The sequence below is a fragment of the Candidatus Clostridium radicumherbarum genome, assembly GCF_045310525.1.
In the GTDB taxonomy this organism is placed as follows: domain Bacteria; phylum Bacillota; class Clostridia; order Clostridiales; family Clostridiaceae; genus Clostridium_AT; species Clostridium_AT radicumherbarum.
In genome coordinates, this window is the sequence record NZ_JBJHZY010000002.1 from 733,633 (window position 1) to 751,241 (window position 17,609).

General features: G+C 31.8%; 16 protein-coding genes and 1 riboswitch. Of the genes, 9 read left to right on the forward strand and 7 right to left on the reverse strand.

Annotated features, from left to right (window positions below; genetic code table 11):
* Window positions 1-276: 276 nt before the first annotated feature.
* Together ACJDUH_RS13230 and ACJDUH_RS13235 are read left to right on the forward strand one after the other, a co-directional pair.
* Window positions 277-1,164, forward strand: coding sequence for a DMT family transporter (locus ACJDUH_RS13230; RefSeq protein WP_406765676.1), 888 nt, complete (start codon window positions 277-279; stop codon window positions 1,162-1,164).
* Window positions 1,165-1,246: 82 nt separating this feature from the next.
* The gene (locus ACJDUH_RS13235; RefSeq protein ID WP_406765677.1) at window positions 1,247-1,678 is read left to right on the forward strand and encodes a DUF4829 domain-containing protein; all 432 of its coding nucleotides are present in this window, start codon (window positions 1,247-1,249) and stop codon (window positions 1,676-1,678) included.
* A gap of 212 nt (window positions 1,679-1,890) precedes the next feature.
* Here ACJDUH_RS13235 and ACJDUH_RS13240 read toward each other — a convergent pair whose 3' ends face one another.
* Complete coding sequence (locus ACJDUH_RS13240; RefSeq protein WP_406765678.1) at window positions 1,891-4,050, reverse strand: cell wall-binding repeat-containing protein; 2,160 nt, start codon at window positions 4,048-4,050, stop codon at window positions 1,891-1,893.
* 186 nt (window positions 4,051-4,236) lie between these two features.
* On the opposite strand from ACJDUH_RS13240, the gene ACJDUH_RS13245 reads away from it, so the two are divergent.
* The 4 genes from ACJDUH_RS13245 to ACJDUH_RS13260 all read left to right on the forward strand — a co-directional run bounded on the left by ACJDUH_RS13245 (window position 4,237) and on the right by ACJDUH_RS13260 (window position 6,241).
* Entirely contained in the window at window positions 4,237-4,590 is a 354-nt protein-coding gene (locus ACJDUH_RS13245) for a PadR family transcriptional regulator (protein ID WP_479723056.1), read from the forward strand.
* Complete coding sequence (locus tag ACJDUH_RS13250) at window positions 4,577-5,548, forward strand: permease prefix domain 1-containing protein (protein WP_406765680.1); 972 nt, start codon at window positions 4,577-4,579, stop codon at window positions 5,546-5,548. Before ACJDUH_RS13245 ends, ACJDUH_RS13250 begins: the two co-directional genes overlap by 14 nt.
* A gap of 201 nt (window positions 5,549-5,749) precedes the next feature.
* Window positions 5,750-5,974: a DUF1659 domain-containing protein gene (locus ACJDUH_RS13255; RefSeq protein WP_406765681.1), complete on the forward strand. Its 225-nt coding sequence runs from the start codon at window positions 5,750-5,752 to the stop codon at window positions 5,972-5,974.
* Between the two features lie 45 nt (window positions 5,975-6,019).
* Entirely contained in the window at window positions 6,020-6,241 is a 222-nt protein-coding gene (locus ACJDUH_RS13260; protein ID WP_406765682.1) for a DUF2922 domain-containing protein, read from the forward strand.
* An 84-nt stretch (window positions 6,242-6,325) separates the two neighbouring features.
* Here the strand turns inward: ACJDUH_RS13260 and ACJDUH_RS13265 are convergent, their stop codons facing one another.
* On the reverse strand, window positions 6,326-6,868 hold the full coding sequence (locus ACJDUH_RS13265; protein ID WP_406765683.1) for a DUF3267 domain-containing protein: 543 nt from the start codon (window positions 6,866-6,868) through the stop codon (window positions 6,326-6,328).
* Between the two features lie 20 nt (window positions 6,869-6,888).
* Window positions 6,889-8,025, reverse strand: coding sequence for a tetratricopeptide repeat protein (locus tag ACJDUH_RS13270; protein WP_406765684.1), 1,137 nt, complete (start codon window positions 8,023-8,025; stop codon window positions 6,889-6,891).
* A gap of 183 nt (window positions 8,026-8,208) precedes the next feature.
* A riboswitch (cyclic di-GMP riboswitch) is annotated at window positions 8,209-8,291 on the reverse strand.
* 377 nt (window positions 8,292-8,668) lie between these two features.
* Here ACJDUH_RS13270 and ACJDUH_RS13275 point away from each other — a divergent pair.
* Window positions 8,669-10,207 carry an MBL fold metallo-hydrolase RNA specificity domain-containing protein gene (locus ACJDUH_RS13275; RefSeq protein ID WP_406765685.1) on the forward strand — a complete coding sequence of 513 codons (1,539 nt, stop codon included), beginning with the start codon at window positions 8,669-8,671 and terminating at the stop codon, window positions 10,205-10,207.
* Window positions 10,208-10,327: 120 nt separating this feature from the next.
* Here ACJDUH_RS13275 and ACJDUH_RS13280 read toward each other — a convergent pair whose 3' ends face one another.
* From ACJDUH_RS13280 to argC, 4 genes are all read right to left on the reverse strand, one after another.
* The gene (locus tag ACJDUH_RS13280) at window positions 10,328-12,055 is read right to left on the reverse strand and encodes a sensor domain-containing protein (RefSeq protein ID WP_406765686.1); all 1,728 of its coding nucleotides are present in this window, start codon (window positions 12,053-12,055) and stop codon (window positions 10,328-10,330) included.
* 25 nt (window positions 12,056-12,080) lie between these two features.
* Entirely contained in the window at window positions 12,081-13,160 is a 1,080-nt protein-coding gene (locus ACJDUH_RS13285) for a diguanylate cyclase (RefSeq protein WP_406765687.1), read from the reverse strand.
* Window positions 13,161-13,378: 218 nt separating this feature from the next.
* On the reverse strand, window positions 13,379-13,885 hold the full coding sequence (locus tag ACJDUH_RS13290; protein WP_406765688.1) for a GNAT family N-acetyltransferase: 507 nt from the start codon (window positions 13,883-13,885) through the stop codon (window positions 13,379-13,381).
* 354 nt (window positions 13,886-14,239) lie between these two features.
* Complete coding sequence (gene argC / locus ACJDUH_RS13295) at window positions 14,240-15,277, reverse strand: N-acetyl-gamma-glutamyl-phosphate reductase (RefSeq protein WP_406765689.1); 1,038 nt, start codon at window positions 15,275-15,277, stop codon at window positions 14,240-14,242.
* 237 nt (window positions 15,278-15,514) lie between these two features.
* On the opposite strand from argC, the gene argB reads away from it, so the two are divergent.
* Together argB and ACJDUH_RS13305 are read left to right on the forward strand one after the other, a co-directional pair.
* A complete protein-coding gene (argB, locus tag ACJDUH_RS13300) occupies window positions 15,515-16,408 on the forward strand; it encodes an acetylglutamate kinase (RefSeq protein WP_406765690.1) in 894 nt (297 codons plus the stop codon).
* The gene (locus tag ACJDUH_RS13305) at window positions 16,390-17,550 is read left to right on the forward strand and encodes an aspartate aminotransferase family protein (RefSeq protein WP_406765691.1); all 1,161 of its coding nucleotides are present in this window, start codon (window positions 16,390-16,392) and stop codon (window positions 17,548-17,550) included. Before argB ends, ACJDUH_RS13305 begins: the two co-directional genes overlap by 19 nt.
* Window positions 17,551-17,609 lie beyond the last annotated feature (59 nt).

Below are 17,609 nucleotides of genomic sequence, written 5' to 3' on the forward strand. Positions count from 1 at the left end.
TCAAATAAATTATAAAAATTGGAGTCTAATCTCTTAAGCATTATTTACTTAATTATACAAAATGTTATAATTAATTTCAAATATTTAACAAAATTGTTATGTGGTAAGTGCAAACAATACAATTATAGGAAATATTAGAATTATATTCGTGCATAAGATATACTAATATTATTATTTGGTATTTTATATCATATATTCAAAATTATAAATTTTAAAAATAAAAAATCATAAAAATGAATATTGTATATTGAATAAGCCAAAAAGGAGGTTAAATTTATGAAAAAACAATTTAAGGCAGATATATTACTTATTCTTATAACATTTTTTTGGGGATCATCTTGTTTAATGACAAAGATTGGACTTGACGAAATACAAGGGTTTAATCTTATTGCACTGAGATTTATCATAGCTTTTCTGTTGTCTGCTAGCGTATTTTGGAAAAGGTTTATGACTATTAATGTTAAAACAGTAAAATATGCAGCAATTCTAGCAGGTATACTTAGTGCAGTCTTTGTATTTATGACATTTGGAGTTAAGTACACTACTGCTTCAAACGCTGGATTTCTTACATGTCTTGCTGGTGTATTTATTCCTCTGATTTTATTTATTTTACTAAAGCAGACACCTAAAATTAATGTAGTTATAAGTATATGTCTTGCTTTTTTGGGAATATGCCTTCTGTCTTTAAATCAACAGCTTCAATTCAACAAAGGTGATTTGTTATGTATTTTATGTTCTTTAGCATTTGCTGTACATATTATTGCCACAGGAATTTTGACTCGAGGAGTCGATTCTGTTTCACTGGGGGTACTACAACTTGGTTTTGTTGGGGTATATAGTATGATTTTTTCATTTATTTTTGAAAATCCCAAGTTACCAAGCACAAATCAATTCTGGTTTACAGTTTTAGCATTAAGCATTTTTTGTACTGCTATTGCTTTCATTGTACAAACAGTGGCCCAAAAAGATACAACATCAACACATACTGGTCTAATATTTTCTTTAGAGCCTGTATTTGCTGCAATTCTTGCTTTTATTTTTGCAGGAGAAATCCTATCCATTAGAGGTTATTTGGGAGCTGTAATATTGATAATTAGTATATTACTTGTAGAATTTGATTTTAAATATAAATTTAATAATTTAAAAGATGTGAATTGCTCTTAATGACGCATTATATATGATTTAGAAGACTTCGGCCTGTAATTATTTTGTCATTAAATGACTTTAAAATGAGGTGTGAATTAATATGAGAAAGCCGATTCTTATTCTCTGTCTGATTATAGCGGTATTTTCTTTCGTGGCTTATAGTCGAACTGGCAAAACTAATAATGCTGAGTTGAGTATTGGAAAATCCGATAAATTTAGTGAACAAGAAATAAACGATGCAGTAAATTGTGTAAAGAAAAAATTCAAGGGTTTTAACGGATGTAATCTTACAAAATTATGGTATGATGAAGAAAGATCAAATATATTAATTGGAGGATATCTTTCAAATGGCAGGGGTTCAGTGAATGGTGTCAAGTCTGAAAATGTAATTGTTTTGATGTCTAATTTTGATGTAGATTCTTCAGGGGTTGATAAAGGTTTTAATCCTAATTCCTCTTATTCCAATTGGAATTGGATATTAATAAGAAATAATAAAACAAGTAATTGGAAGGTAGATGATTGGGGATATTAAATTACGCAAGTAATCGCTAGCCATCAAGAATTCTTAATATCGGAAGAGAAATGAAAAAGGACGTTACCAATGTCATGAGAAATTACATGATCATTGGCGGTGTCCCTTTTTTAGCTTAAAACCCAATTGTTCTATTCTTTATTTTTTAAAAATCAATTTGTCATTTAATTCATGAGCTGTGGCAAAAGAAACGGACTCATGCCACGTCCAACTTAATTAGTTACGCCAGTTAAAGATTTAAGTACAGTATCACTTACAGCACCAGTTTGTCCAAATACAGTTGCATCTATGCTGTTTGCATTGCTGGCAGCAAATTTTATATAATTTTGAGCTTCTGTTACCTGATTTGGATCTGCAAGCACTATTGGTGCCCTATAAAGAGCAGCATAAACACTACCTGAAAGTGCATCAGCAAACTGTTGACCTGTAGCAATACCTATCCTATTTGGAGTATTAAATAAGGCACTATTAATTTTTTTGCTTGTTTCGTATCTGTTACTTCCTCCAAGTCTTATAACTTTATCATCCCCGTAGCCAAGCATTGTTTTTACTTTATTAAGAACATTGTCCGAAACAACTCCATTACCACCAGCAATATAAACCTTATCAGGTTTCATTGATGAAATATACTTCTCCTCATCTGGAGTTAGACTATCCTTATTAGATAAAAGTATAGACCAACCATTTAATGCTGCTGCAGGAGAAATACTTAAAGCATCAGGGAAATCATTTGCAGTTGCTATAACAAGTCCAGTTGAACTTGCTGCATTTAATGCATTTAACTGATTTACTATCTGTGTATTAGTATCAAATCTATTTGTGCCGCCTAATCTTCTAAAATTATAGCCCATTGAAGTAAGCTTTGCTTCAAAATCCTTACTTATAACTCCTTCTCCACCTAATAAATATACATTGCCTCCTTGATTTAAATGGCTTGCAATATAATTTAGCGCTGGTGAGCTTCCAGCTGAAGTTGGTTTAGCATCAACCAAAAGAATTGGTGCTGATACTGCTTTTGCAAGTACTGAGCCAGATAATGCATCAGGGAAGTCAGCACCTGTTGCTAACACAACATTGTTTATTTTGCCGCTGTACATATTTTCTGCAATTTGTACTGAGGTTTCATATCTATTTTGTCCGCCGAGCCTTGTTGGTGCTCCATTTATTATAGTTCCGCTTGCATTGGCATTAAGATAGTCAATATTACAAAAATAAAACTTCAATATAGAATCATAATTCAAGCCCGCATTAGCCCTTGAAAATGCGCCCCATTGACTCATTCCCATTCCATGCCCGTATCTTACATTAAAGACAAAACTGCCATCATTTTGTTGTTTTGCTGTAAACCAATTACTTAATAAATTAAAAAAGCTTTTAGGATTATTTGTGGCGTCATTAATATCTAAGACTAAAATAGCATCATTGGTACCATTATTATAAGTTATATTAAGAGTGTTTACATTTTGTTTGCCAGCTACATTAACTATATCCATACTTTTAAACTGTACAGCGTTTAAGTTTTTATATTTATCATTATTTTGAATTAATTTTAATATATCTGCCGGTGTATATGTAACAACATTACGAACATCATAGGTATCTTGTGTTTGACTTGGTAAATATGGATAACCAGTATATGGCTCAGTCCATCCTCCATTACTTGATGAATACAAAGCATCTATAATGCCTCCATTATAAGTCAAAACCTTCCCATTGGTGTCTGTTACAGCTTGATTAGATTTAGTGCTTGATGGGCTATATCCATTATATACCTGGGAATTTGTATCGTCACTTACATTGAAACCCTGACTAATATATTTACCTGAATTCTTAATAGCCCATGTCCTTGAAGCTATAGCTTGAGCCTTTAAAGCCTCTGATGGAAAAGTATCCCCTTCTTCATAAGGAACTACACCTTTAACATAATCTTCCATCTTTAAATTATTAATTGGAATAAAGCATGTCCCATTATTTTTAAAGGTCATGTTGCCAGCAAATTGTCTCATGTAAATTTGATTATTATATTTTTTATTAAATTTAATAAATGTATCCGTATTTAGCGGTTTTATTGTTATATCACTGTTTGTTGAATAAAATAAAACACCATTTTTATATAAATTTAACGCAGAATTTTCTAAACGAATACAATAACTATTATTTCCATTAATAATTATACCTTGTCCATCAATTATGTAATCACCTGTTAGCGTAAAATCCAAGGTAGTAATGCTACCCATGGAAGTAAATCCTACAGAAATTCCCTTCATGTAAGTATCAGAAATTGTTGCAGCTTGTCCAATAATTGGACTGCTAATTAAAACAGCTGCAATAGTAGAAATCGCTATTAACTTATTAAATCTTTTACTAAACATTAATCATCCTCCTTAGATTGTTAAGTTTTTATCTAAAAACTCATTAATATTTATTATATCATATTATGTATTTTAATGTAAAATCATAAAAATTATAAAAATTACTTTACCTGTCGTAGTAATTATGCTATACTAATTATACTACGACAGATGAAGTACGACAGACGTAGTAGTCATTTAAAAGGAGTGACAGACTTGATTAGTAGCGATGTAATACGAGGATACAATGACACAATTATATTATACCTTCTTTTAGAAGGTGATTCTTACGGCTATGAGATTTCAAAGAGTATACGTTCAATTACAAATGAACTGTATGTTATGAAGGAAACTACACTTTATTCAGCCTTTAATCGTCTGGAGAAGAACGGATATATTGAGTCTTACTACAGTGATGAAACTTTCGGAAAAAGGCGAACCTACTTTAAAATTACCCAAAGCGGCATAGATTACTATAAGGAAAAATGCGAAGAGTGGAAAATAACTAAAGATGTTATAAATAAATTTATAAAGGAGTTTGATAACAATGGAGACCATTAAAAGTTATTTGGAAAACATGTTTAAGGCATTACCTAAAACAGAAGAAATTCTGCGCTTAAAAAATGAGCTTTTGAATAATATGGAAGAAAAATACCATGAGCTAAAGGATGAAGGAAAAACCGAAAACGAAGCAATTGGAATTGTTATTTCAGAGTTTGGAAATATTGATGAATTATTAAATGAAATGGGAATAAACATCACAAAGGCTGAAGAAACACTTACAACCATTGGCATAGAAGAAGCCCGTGAGTTTATATTTTTAAAGCAAAAAACCTCAAACCTTATTGGCATAGGAGTTTCATTAATATTGATTGGAGTGTCACTTCTAGTATTCTTGTCACAATTAGTGGAAAATAAGCTAATATTTCAAGCTCTGCCAAGGGATGTCCAAAACACTCCTTCTGTAATTTTACTGTTTCTATTTATTGTTCCAGCAGTAGGTATGTTTATTTATTCAGGAACTAAACTAGAAAAATTTAAGTATATAGATGAAGGACAGTTTGGAATTGACTTAACTACTAAATCTATATTATCTAACGAGTATTCAGTAATTTCACCCAAAAAAACTATTGGAATAATTACAGGTGTTTGCCTCTGCATCCTATCTCCAGTTGTTGTAATCATAGCTTCCCTATTTGGCAGTAATGCCTCAACTTATGGTGCAAGCCTGCTTTTAATAATGGTAGCAGCTGCTGTATTTATCTTCATTAGAGTTGGAAGTCTATCTGATGCCTATAAAAAGCTTCTAAAAAAAGATGAATTTAGTCCTATTCGTAAACAGGAAAATAAGGTTATCGGCGCTGTAGCTGCACTAGTATGGCCTCTAGCTACCTGTGCATTTTTGGTGGCAGGTCTTGTGTTTAATCTTTGGTATATATGCTGGATTATCTTCCCTGTTACTGGCATATTATTTGGAGCCTTCAGCGCATTTTACAGCACATTAAAAACTAAGGAATAGCAGGCATTTAAGGAATATGGAACAAAATTGCAGTCGTAAAATTATATACTAATAAGAAAAATAGCTAGAATATATAAAATATGTTACATGAGCTGATGGTTTACATTAGCTCATGTTTTTTTGATTAAAAATTTTGATAATAAAATCTTTTAGTGCATATTTATGTGTGTCAAGAGAAAAGAAAAAAGGAGGTGAAGCTTTATGGCTCTTCAAAACACATTAGCACAATCTGCCGTTACTATAAGATATAAGAACGGCATAGATTCAACAGGAAAGGACATCATTAAAACTAAGAAATTCTCTAATGTGAAGGTAACTGCAACTGATCAAAATGTTTATGACACTGCAGCTGCTCTTGCAGGTCTTATGGAATATGAGCTAAATGACATTTTAAGAAGCAATGATTGCTTTCTTATTAATGGCTAGTTCCATAAAACCATCACCTTAATTTAATGAAAGGGGGAAAATGATATGGCTGAAAAAACTTTAGTTATGACATTCTTAAATAGCTCAGGTTCAAAAGCAAGCATTTCACTTCCTGGTGTAAGAGATAATGTTACACAAGAAGAAATATCTGCTGCTATGGATGTTATAATTACAAAGAATATATTTCAATCTTCAGGTGGAGATTTGATAACCAGACAAGCTGCTCAGATAACTGAGAAGAATGTTACCACACTGGAAGTTAGATAAGAAAAAGGGGTACGCTGTACCCCTTTTAGTTTTGTGCCTAAAATGTTTATTGAGAACCTAATGGTATCACCTGCTCAAATGCTGTTAGGCCATTATACGGATAATTAAGCTAGGTACGAAAGTTGCTACCGCTATTCCGTAAAGCAAATCCAGCCAAACAACTGATCCCATGGCGCCAATATAGATTAAAAATACAATAGGTGCACCTAAAATCTTTGAAAGTAAGGGAGTCTCCTTATCTTTAACTGTATTCCAAAGACTTTGTGCATCTCCTGTGCTTGGAAAGGAATGCATTGCTATTGAAACCCCAAGCCAAATTAGAAAAAAGTCTAAAATATTGGTACCTGTAAATTTATCACCAAAATATAATATTGGTATTGCTGCTGGAAGCGCAATTAATGCTCCCAAAATAGTATTTATAAGGAATGGTCCAATTCCTATCAAGATTTGCTGAAATGAACTTTTAGGCCTTTCATGTATCACATATCCTGCAGGATTACCTACCCTTATATAGCAAACATCAAGAACAGCAACCCTACATATTCTGCAGAATAATTGGTGAGCAATTTCATGAACTATAACCCCAGGAAAAGTTAAAATTGTTATTATAAATCCAGGTATAAGCATTTTTTCATTCTCCTTTTATCCTAAATTTGCTTTTGCCATTGCAAAGTGCCATCAAAAATTGATTTCAGCAGGTTATCAGTATATTTATCTGTATTATTCGAATTCTGATAAATTTTGTAGTATTTATCTCTTTCACTAATTAAATTATTATAATGATAAGCTAATGCAAGATTTGCAGTTACAGTTGCATCCTGACTATCTAAATTATATGCTGTTTTAGCATATTCAAGGCCTTTAGCATTATTTCTTCGTTTCAGCTCGATCTTAGATAGTGTTATAAGAGCACCTACATCTTCAGTATTATGCTTAAGAACCTTATTACAATACTCTACACCTTCATCGTACTTACCTAGTTCCCTATAAGTAGCAGCCTGAAGAAGATATCCTGCATAAAAATCAGGATAATTACTAATTACTCTAGACAAAACTTGACTTGCTTCATTAAAATTTTTCATATCAAAATATAAATTTGCAAGGTAATAAGCACCATATACCTCTTTAGGATTTTTATCCACAATCGGCTTAACTATATTCACAATATCCTCAGTCTTAGAATTCTGCAGGTTTTTTATTTTATCATATAATTCACTGCTTGGATTATAATATGTATCAAGCTTACTGGTTGTTGTATTAACTTCATCAACTAATTCTTTTTTCATTTTTTTATTAGATGGCGATTCACCTGTAATCTGATCAAATACCTTGTATGCTTCCTCTATTCTTTCATCTTCATAATATGATACATATAACCTTACTAATGCCTTATCGGATTCTGGATGCTCCTTTAATGCATTTTCATAATGATAAATTGCTGTAGCATATTTTGCAGCTTTTTCGGCTTGAAGTCCTCTTTCATACTCAACTCCTGAGCTAATACTTTTTGGAAACTTCCATAGAGAAAAAAGTATAACTAAAATGATAAATAAAGAAACCAACTTTATTTGTTTAGGAATAGGTCTTCTAGAAAGCTTGTCCCTACATTCCTTACATAGTTTTAGGTTATACCCCTCCTCAATATCCAAATTCCCACAGTTCTTGCATCCCCAAAAATTATCCGTAGGGTCCTCATTAATTCCATCAGAAGACTCTTCCGATGCCTTCTGCTCTTCTACTGAAGCCCTAGTATCATCATTCCCGTGTTCGTTCTCCACACTCATTTAAATAACATCTCCTTTTCTAAATCATATGTGCAAATAAGATGGTTTAAACCTAAAAAGTATAAAACTTGCCCAATAACTAAATTGTAAATCACACCATATAGAAAATAATGTGTTTGATTAGATGTTGAACCCATAAATGAGCATAGATAAGGATAATCACGACATGAAAAAAAATCCTACTTAGGAAGCCCGGCTGTCATAGAATATTCCTTAGACCCGCAGCTTTGCGTCTTTACCTTTCGATAAATTTGCTATTATCTATGGACTTTATGTAAAATTAATGAATTTTTTGTAATATTTTAGGCTTATATTTAACATATTACCATATATATCTTGTAAAATAAATACTATTTAGAGAGGTTAAGTATTAGAAAAACTATTATTTCTTCTCACTATTTTGATACATAACAAAAATTAATAATTGTTAACATTTAAACTTTATTAACTATTGAAAAAATTCTCATAAAATAATATACTAATATAAACCTAATTCAATTAAAAATTTATACAATCCAACAGGGGGCAAACAATTAATAATTGTTTTGGCATAAATCCTAAATGGACTTTTAGGGTAATCTAGTTCATAACAATGGACGTGTTAAGTTTACCCCACCAGAATAAGAAATACGGGAGGGATATTATGAATTTAGAATTTTATGGTGCAGCTGGCTGTGTTACAGGTTCTTGTCACATTTTAAATGTAAACGATAAGAAAATACTTTTAGACTGCGGCATGTATCAAGGTAAAGATGAGAAGGAAAGAGGAGGAAACGAATTCTTTAACTTCAATCCTAAAGATATAGATTATGTTATCTTGTCTCATGCTCATATTGACCACAGCGGCAGAATTCCACTTTTATATAAGCAGGGCTTTAAAGGCCAGGTTTTATGCACTGAGGTTACAAAGGATCTTTGTAGTGTTATGCTTCCTGATTCAGGACACATTCAAGAAATGGAAATCGAATGGAAAAACAGGAAAAGGATGAGGCAAGGTCTAAAGCCTCTTGAGCCTCTATATACTGCTAAATTAGCTGAACTGTCCATGTATTTATTCTATGGTCATTCTTATGATGAATGGGTAGAGGTGTTTGAGGGTTTTAAAATTAGATTCAGAGATGCAGGTCATTTGCTAGGATCTGCAATGGTTGAACTTAGAATTAAAGAAGCTAATAAGGATGAAATAAAGTTAGTTTACAGTGGTGATATTGGAAATAAGAATATTCCTATAATAAAGGATCCTACCTTAATAGAAGAAGCAGATTACGTTATAATGGAAACAACTTATGGAGATAGGCTTCATGATAATATTAATTCTGAGTTCGAGCAGCTTGTACAAATAATTAATGATACCTTTAAAAGAGGCGGAAACGTTATTATACCTTCCTTTGCAGTTGGGAGAGCTCAAGAAGTCATTTATGCATTAAATAGATACATTGAGAGAAAGCTTTTAAAGGATTTAACAGTATATGTGGATAGTCCTTTGGCATCTGAGTCTACAAAAATCTTTAAAAAATACAGTGACTACTATGATGATGAGGCTATTAAAATTGTTAGAGAAGGCATTGATCCTTTGGACTTTGATGGACTAACCTTTACAAAATCTCCAGATGAATCAGCAGCTATTAATAAAATTCAAAGTGGTGCTATAGTTATTTCTGCAAGCGGCATGTGCGAAGCTGGTAGAATAAAACACCACTTGAAACATAATTTGTGGAGAAAAGAATGTTCTATAGTATTCGTAGGGTATCAAGCTGTTGGAACCCTTGGCAGGACGATACTTGATGGCGCTAAAACAGTAAAATTATTTGGTGAAGAAGTTGCTGTTAATGCACAAATTCATGTACTGCATGGCTTATCCGGTCACGCTGATAGAAATGGACTTTTAGAGTGGGCACAAGGCTTTAAGAATAAGCCTAAGGAGATACTACTTGTTCATGGTGACAGAGAAGCACAGGTAAGTTTTATGGAGTTATTGAAATCAAAGGGTATTAAAACAAGAATTATGCAGCTTGGTGATAAATATTATCTTGAGGAAGGTCTTGTTAAGAACAAAGAGATTATTGCCTCTCCTACAAGTATTAAAGAAAGAATACTAAAACTTCTTGATTCCATAGACGATGTAGATTCCATGGATAAAGATGCCTTAACTAAGGAGTTAAATAAGATTATTAACGGATAATAAAATTAAGGGACGATATTCCTGCTATAATTTAGCATGGATATCGTCATTTGTTTTCTGCGGCTTGAAGGTTTTTTCCATGTGGTAGAGGGATGTTTCTAGTGCTATACTTATGTGGCACTAGAAACGTCTCTCTGTCACATAAACCTTACATAGTTTACTTAATTTCTTTTCAAAATCTTTACAGGACAAGGGCTTACCGTATAGAAAACCCTGTGCCTTATCACATTCATGCTGCTTAAGAAAGTTTAGTTGATTAATACTTTCTACCCCTTCTGCAACTACTTCAAGACCCATATTATGGGCAAGCTCGATTACTGCCTTTGTTATTATTTCATCCTTTGTATCAATATTAATATTATTAACAAAGGACTTGTCTATTTTTAATGCATCTATAGGTAATTTTTTTAAATAATTTAAAGAAGAATAGCCTGTTCCAAAATCATCTAGTGAAACATGTATATTCATTTCTCTAATTTTGTTTAAAACATCTATTGAGAAATCAAAGTCCTTCATTATTATACTTTCTGTAATTTCAATTTCTAAATACATAGGATCTAATTTTGTTTCTTCCAGTACGGCCTTAATTGTCTCTAATAAGTCTTCCTGTTCAAATTGTTTTGCAGAGAGATTTATTGCTACTCTTAATGGAGGATAACCTTTACTTTGCCATTCTTTATTTTGTCTGCATGCTTCATATAATACTTTGTTTCCAATTGGTATAATAAGCCCCGAAGCTTCTGCAATATGAATAAATTTATCCGGAGATATCATCCCCTTTTCCGGATGAATCCAGCGTATTAAAGCTTCCATGCCATCCACTTCATTAGTTTTTAAATCTATCTTAGGCTGATAATAAATTTCAAAGGTATTATTTTCTATAGCATTCCTAAGTCCTGTTTCAACCTCAATTCTTTCTTTAGTTCTTTCACTTAAGTCCTTTGTAAAAAAGCAGTATCGGTTTTTGCCTAGTTCCTTGGCATAATAGGTAGCTGTATCAGCATTTTCTACAAAATCATCAAAATTATCTCCATGTTCATTATATATTGCTATTCCAATACTGGCTGTTATATAAAGTTCTTTTCCTGCTATTAATATAGAATGATTAATAACGCTCATTATCTTTTCAGTAAAAGTCTTAACCTCTTCTATATCCCCATTATAGGTATAAATAATAGCAAATTCATCCTCTCCTATACGAGCCAGGTTCTTTGAATCCTTCATTATGAATTTAAGTCTTGCAGCTATTGCTTTAAGAAATCTATTTCCAACAGAATGTCCTAATGTATCGTTTATGTTTTTAAAATTATCCAAATCGATATATAATAGTGCAAGCTTTTTACCATTTTGTTTTAAATTCAAAATTTCAGCAGAAGCTTTATTGCTTAATGAACTACGATTTTCCAGGCCTGTTAATTCATCTCTTTTTTGTGAGGTTATATTCATCCCTAGACCAACTATAAATTCAGGATCTCCATTTGTATCATACATTAAATAGTTTGACCACAGTATATCTATATAACTTCCTTTTTTACAAAAAAACTTGCTTTCTAAGTCAGAGTCATAAAGAGGTTCATTACTTAATAATTTATGAAATACCTTAAGGGTCTTTGTTTCCAGCCAAATATCAGTAATGGTCTTTCTCCATTTATTACCCAAAACTTCCTTTTCCTTATAGCCAGTTATTTCTTCAGCATAATTATTAAACTTTACTAGAGTCCCATTTATTCTCCATACACATATGATGGTTTTTGCGTTATTAACTAAATTCACGCAAAAATTTCTTGTGTTACAGGAACTACTATTTTTACAGTTTATCACCTGGTCAAATAAAGTAAAATCCTCCATTTAATATCCCACCATTTTATATATTTTAACTAAATAGTACAACCTTATTTCTGCCTGTCTTCTTTGCCTTATAAAGGGCTGTATCTGCCTGTTCTATCAATACATTTGTGTCAGTTGTTGTATCGGGATAACTTGAAATTCCAACAGAAATTGTAATTTTTATCTTCTCTTCGGTTAAAAGGGTAAATAAGGCTTCTTCAACATTTTTTCGTATTTTTTCACCGATTTTAAGGGCATAGCTAGATGGGCAATCTAGTAAAATTACTGTAAACTCTTCCCCACCATTTCGAGATACTATGTCAAAGCTCCTGCAGGTTTTTGTAAGTAGCAAAGCTAATTCTCTTAAAATAACATCACCGTTTGAATGACCATAAGTATCATTAACCTTCTTAAAGAAATCTATATCTATGTATAAAAGTGATAATTTTTCTCCCTTTAAGGCAGCATTTTCTGCTAAAGAATTAAAAATTGAATCGAAGCTTCTAACGTTATTTAACCCAGTTAAGAAGTCCTTAGAGGAATCCTTTTTATATTTTCTATATAGAGAAGTCATACCTTCAAGATATTCATTAAAATAATAAACTAAGAATGATATTATTATTGTACTTATACAATAAACAAGAAGAAAATTGATTAAATTTCTGCTTTTAAATAATAGTATTATAAAACATGTTGTGCTTACTAAAAGTGAATATATTACTGAATAAATCCACTTTCTCTTAGTATTCATATTTAATACACCAATGATACTGAGGCCGATACCCATTAATAAAGCAGATAAAAGCCCTATGGCAGAAGGGACATTTATACCAAAATTGAAGAATCGAAAAAGTCCTATCATTATAGCAGCAATAAAGGTTGTTATTGTACTGCCTTTTACTGCTATCATTATTAATGGTATGCTTCGAAAGTCTACAATAATGGAATTACCTGCTTTAACGGAATAAATCATAAGCAAAATGGAAAGAAGTCCACATATTACACCTGTAACTATTTTCATTTTAATAGAAGAATCTTTACTAAAGCCTTCCTCTCTAAATATCTGTGTGGCAATGCTGATAAATGATATTAAAATCATTGCATTTATAAACAAGTCTTGAACCATTTTGCACCTCATTTTACTATTTTCTGCTATTATTTTACCATATTCGCCAAAAAAGGAAAAGAAAAAACAAATTTTAATTAAAATAAAAATGCCCTCACTTAGCAAATGATAAATATATTTTGATTTTGTAATTTGCAATGGATTATTAAATATTTCTGCTATTACAAACTTGCATTATACATTTATTATCTTTTAAGTAAATGGCACTTATTTATACTCTAAATAACTAATTTATTAGTTATTTCACATTTATATTCTTTACATAGCAAAGCCCTTATATAGCCTTGATCCTTAGTGGTTGATTCAATATAAAATCCTAATCCATAATAGAATCTAACAAGAGAAAACATTCTAGAAGCAGTATTCAGATACAAATTGGCAACACCTAGCTTTTTCATTTCAATATCTACAGCTTTAATTAATTGCTTACCAATACCACGGCTTTGATATGTACCTAGAACTCCAAATCTGCTTAAATACGCAGTTTTATCAGCTTTAATTTCAACTCGCACACTGCCAACTATTTGTCCATCTGCTTCAGCGACTAAAACCAATTTGTTATTAATTTCTTTTTCCAAATCCTCATGGGTTTCCTCAAGTGTCCCAACTATTTCTGCAATACCCGCTCCTTCAGCATATAGCCTAAAGGCTTCCCTTGCTACTTCCTTTAATTGAGGAATATCCTCATATTCAGCCTTTCTAACCACAAAGACCATTTTGTCCATCGATCTACCCCCATTACTTTTTATTTGTATAATATTTTATATTATTAATATGTATATATATTGCTAAATTAAGAATAAGGTAAAGGAAACTTATGAAGAACAAAAATAGTGGATCTCCACTCTTTTCACCCAGCATAAGTTTATCATAAAACAGTATATCTAATATTAATAATATGTTAAATAAAAAAGCAGCCACCACATGTGGCATTGCTTATTTTTTTCTCTGTGAATGATTATACAAGCATATGGTTAAAAATACAATAGTAAATTAACGAATTACAGTTCTAAATTTTATTATATTGTTTAAACATTATCTCATCATAATTAAATTTAAAAGTGATATAGATAATTTTTTTATAATGCCATAGATAAAAACTCCAGACCAGTTGTTTCTTTAAAACCAAACAATAGATTCATGTTTTGAACAGCTTGCCCCGCTGCCCCCTTTATCAAATTATCTATAGCAGAGACTACAAGCACTCTGCCTGTTCTCTTATCTATTCTAAAGCCTATATGACACAAATTAGAGCCTCTTACCCACCTGGTTTCAGGCAGTGTCTTTAATATTTTAACAAAGTACTCATCCTTATAAAATTCTCTATAGATTTCTTGAAGTTCTTCCTCATCTATAGCCTTAGTTAAAGAACCATAACAGGTGGATAAAATTCCTCTATTCATTGGTACTAAATGAGGTGTAAAAGAAACCATAAGGTTTTCTCCTGCTATTTTACCTAACTCCTGTTCAATTTCCGGAGTATGTCTATGCAAAGGTGCTCCATAAGCTTTTATGGATTCATTACATTCACAGTAAAGTGATGCAATGTTTGCAGATCTTCCAGCGCCAGAAACTCCTGATTTTGCATCTATAATTATAGAATCAGTTTTTATTAATTTATGTTTTAAAAGAGGTGCTAAAGCTAGTATCGTTGCAGTTGGATAGCAGCCTGGATTTGCTATTAAATTACTCTCTTTAATTTTTTCTCTGTTTAATTCGCAAAGCCCATATACAGAATTACCTAAAAGTGAAGGAGCTAAGTGGTTTACACCATACCAAGTTTCATAGATTTCCTTATTATTAAGTCTAAAATCTGCTCCTAAATCTATAACTTTTACTCCAAGACTTAATGCCTTCTCTGTAATTTCAAAGGCTTTTCCATGAGGTAGTGAAAGAAATATTACATCTACTTCATTTAGACTATTTATAGCTTCATCCATATCTACATATTTTTCTTCAATAAAGCCATTGAAGTTACCATATACTTGATTTGTCTGAAAATTTGTATAATTATGCGAATTTAAAAATTTTATGTTAATCTCTGGATGATTATGCAGTATCCATGCAAGCTGCTGCCCTGCATAGCCTGTAGCTCCAAATATGCCAGCGTCTATCATGATTCCACCTCATTTATCCTAAGTTTAATAACAAAAAATATTATGCTACAAATGTTAAAAAAAATCAATAAAATTATTGAATAATTATAATTCTGGGGGTATAATTATTCCTGCATAAAAGTATTAGGAATACTAGGGGCTCAACAATTAATAATTGTTGGGTGCAGAATAAAAAATATCAGGAACATAAGCATTGATAATGCTAGTGTGCTATTTAGGAATACTAGGGGGTTAGCCATGAACAGTGTAGATAACTACTTAAATATCGAAACCTTTTTACAGATAAATAAGTATAAAGGTAAAACTTTCGTTATTAAATACGGTGGAAGTATTATGAATAACAAAGATGCTCAAGAAGCATTTATTGAGGATTTACAACTACTTACAAGCATTGGTGTAAAAATAGTTATTGTTCACGGCGGTGGTCCTGAAATTTCAAAGTGGCTTAATAAGGCTGGTGCTGAAAATAGATTTATTAAAGGACTTAGAGTAACTAACAGCACTACAATGGAAATTGTTGAAATGGTACTGTCTGGAAATGTAAATAAGAAGCTTTCTTCAAATATAAGTAGGAAAAATTTAAATGCAGTTGGCATTAGCGGAAAAGACTGTAATTTAATTAAAGCTAAAAAGAAATATATTTATGAAAATGGAAATAAAATAGATATAGGCTTTGTTGGTGAAGTTGTAAGCATTAATAAGGAGCTTTTGGTAAATCTTATAAATAATAATTTAATACCTGTTATTTCTCCAATTGGCTGTGATGCTGAAGGAAACAGTTATAATATCAATGCAGATTATGCGGCATCCTTTATTAGCGGTGTATTAAAGGCTGAAAAACTTCTTATTATGACTGATATTGATGGTGTTTATACAGATATTAAAGATCCTTCAAGCATACTTGAAACTATTACAATAGATGAAATAAAGGAATTTACTGAAAGCGGCATTATAACAGGGGGAATGATTCCTAAGCTGGAATGCTGCGTAGATACATTATACAAAGGCACTAAAGGCGTTCATTTAATAGATGGAAGAAAGGCCCATAATTTGTTATTTAATTTACTAACAAACAGCGGAACAAAAATTATAACTGAAAGAGAGGAAGCAAAATGTCAAAAGATAGTGTAATGAATACTTATGGAAGATTTGATGTAGTTTTTGAAAAGGGATTAGGCAGCAGAATTTATGATATTAATGGAAAAGAATATGTAGATTTTGTATCTGGAGTTGCTGTAAACTGCTTAGGTCACTGTCACCCTTCAATTATTAACGCTATTAATGAGCAGAGTAAGAAGCTTATGCATATTTCAAATTATTATTGGAATACTGAACATACTGCCCTTGCTGATAAATTAGTAAAAAACTCCGACCTTAGCAAGGTATTCTTTTGCAACAGCGGTACTGAGGCTGTGGAAGGATCACTAAAGGTTGCTCGAAAATATGGCAAACTTAATGGAAGTGAAAATAAAAATATAATTCTTTACATGGAAAATTCCTTTCACGGAAGAAGTATTGGGGCTCTTTCAGTTACTGGTCAGCCAAAATATCAAATGGACTATACGCCCTTAATGAACGGAGTTAAAGCTGTTAAGTTTAATGATATTCAGGATTTAAGAAAAAACTTTAATGAAAATGTATGCGGCATTATAATTGAGCCAATTCAAGGTGAAGGCGGAATTGTTACAGCTGAAGTGGATTTTTTACAAGAGGCAAGAAGCCTTTGTGATAAATATGATGCACTATTAATTTTTGATGAGATTCAATGCGGTATGGGAAGACTGGGAAGCCTTTTTGCCTATAAAAAGTTTGGAGTAGTTCCAGATGTTGTTTCCATAGCTAAGGCACTAGGCGGCGGCTTCCCTATTGGAGCATTTATGGTTAATGATAGGGCAGCTTCATTAAATCCTGGAGATCACGGAAGTACCTATGGCGGTAATCCACTTGGTTGTGCCGTTTCCTTAGCTGTACTTAATGAACTTATTGAAGGAAATGTTATTGCTTCCGTTGATGAAAAAGGTGAATATTTAAAAGAAAATCTATTAAAGCTTAAAGATAAGTATGGAGTTATTAATGAAGTAAAAGGCATGGGTCTTTTAATCGGTATTAGCATGAAGGATCCAAAAACCTTTATGAACGCTTGCTTTGAGCATGGATTATTAGTTGTTACTGCAGGTTCAGACGTAGTTAGATTACTGCCTCCACTAAATGTTTCAAAGGAAGATATGGATGCTGCATTAAATATAATAGAAAAAGTAATGGCATCTATATAAGTTATTACTTATTAGTGGCTAATTTTTTGGAGGTCACTAGCTAAATGGTTAGAATGAGC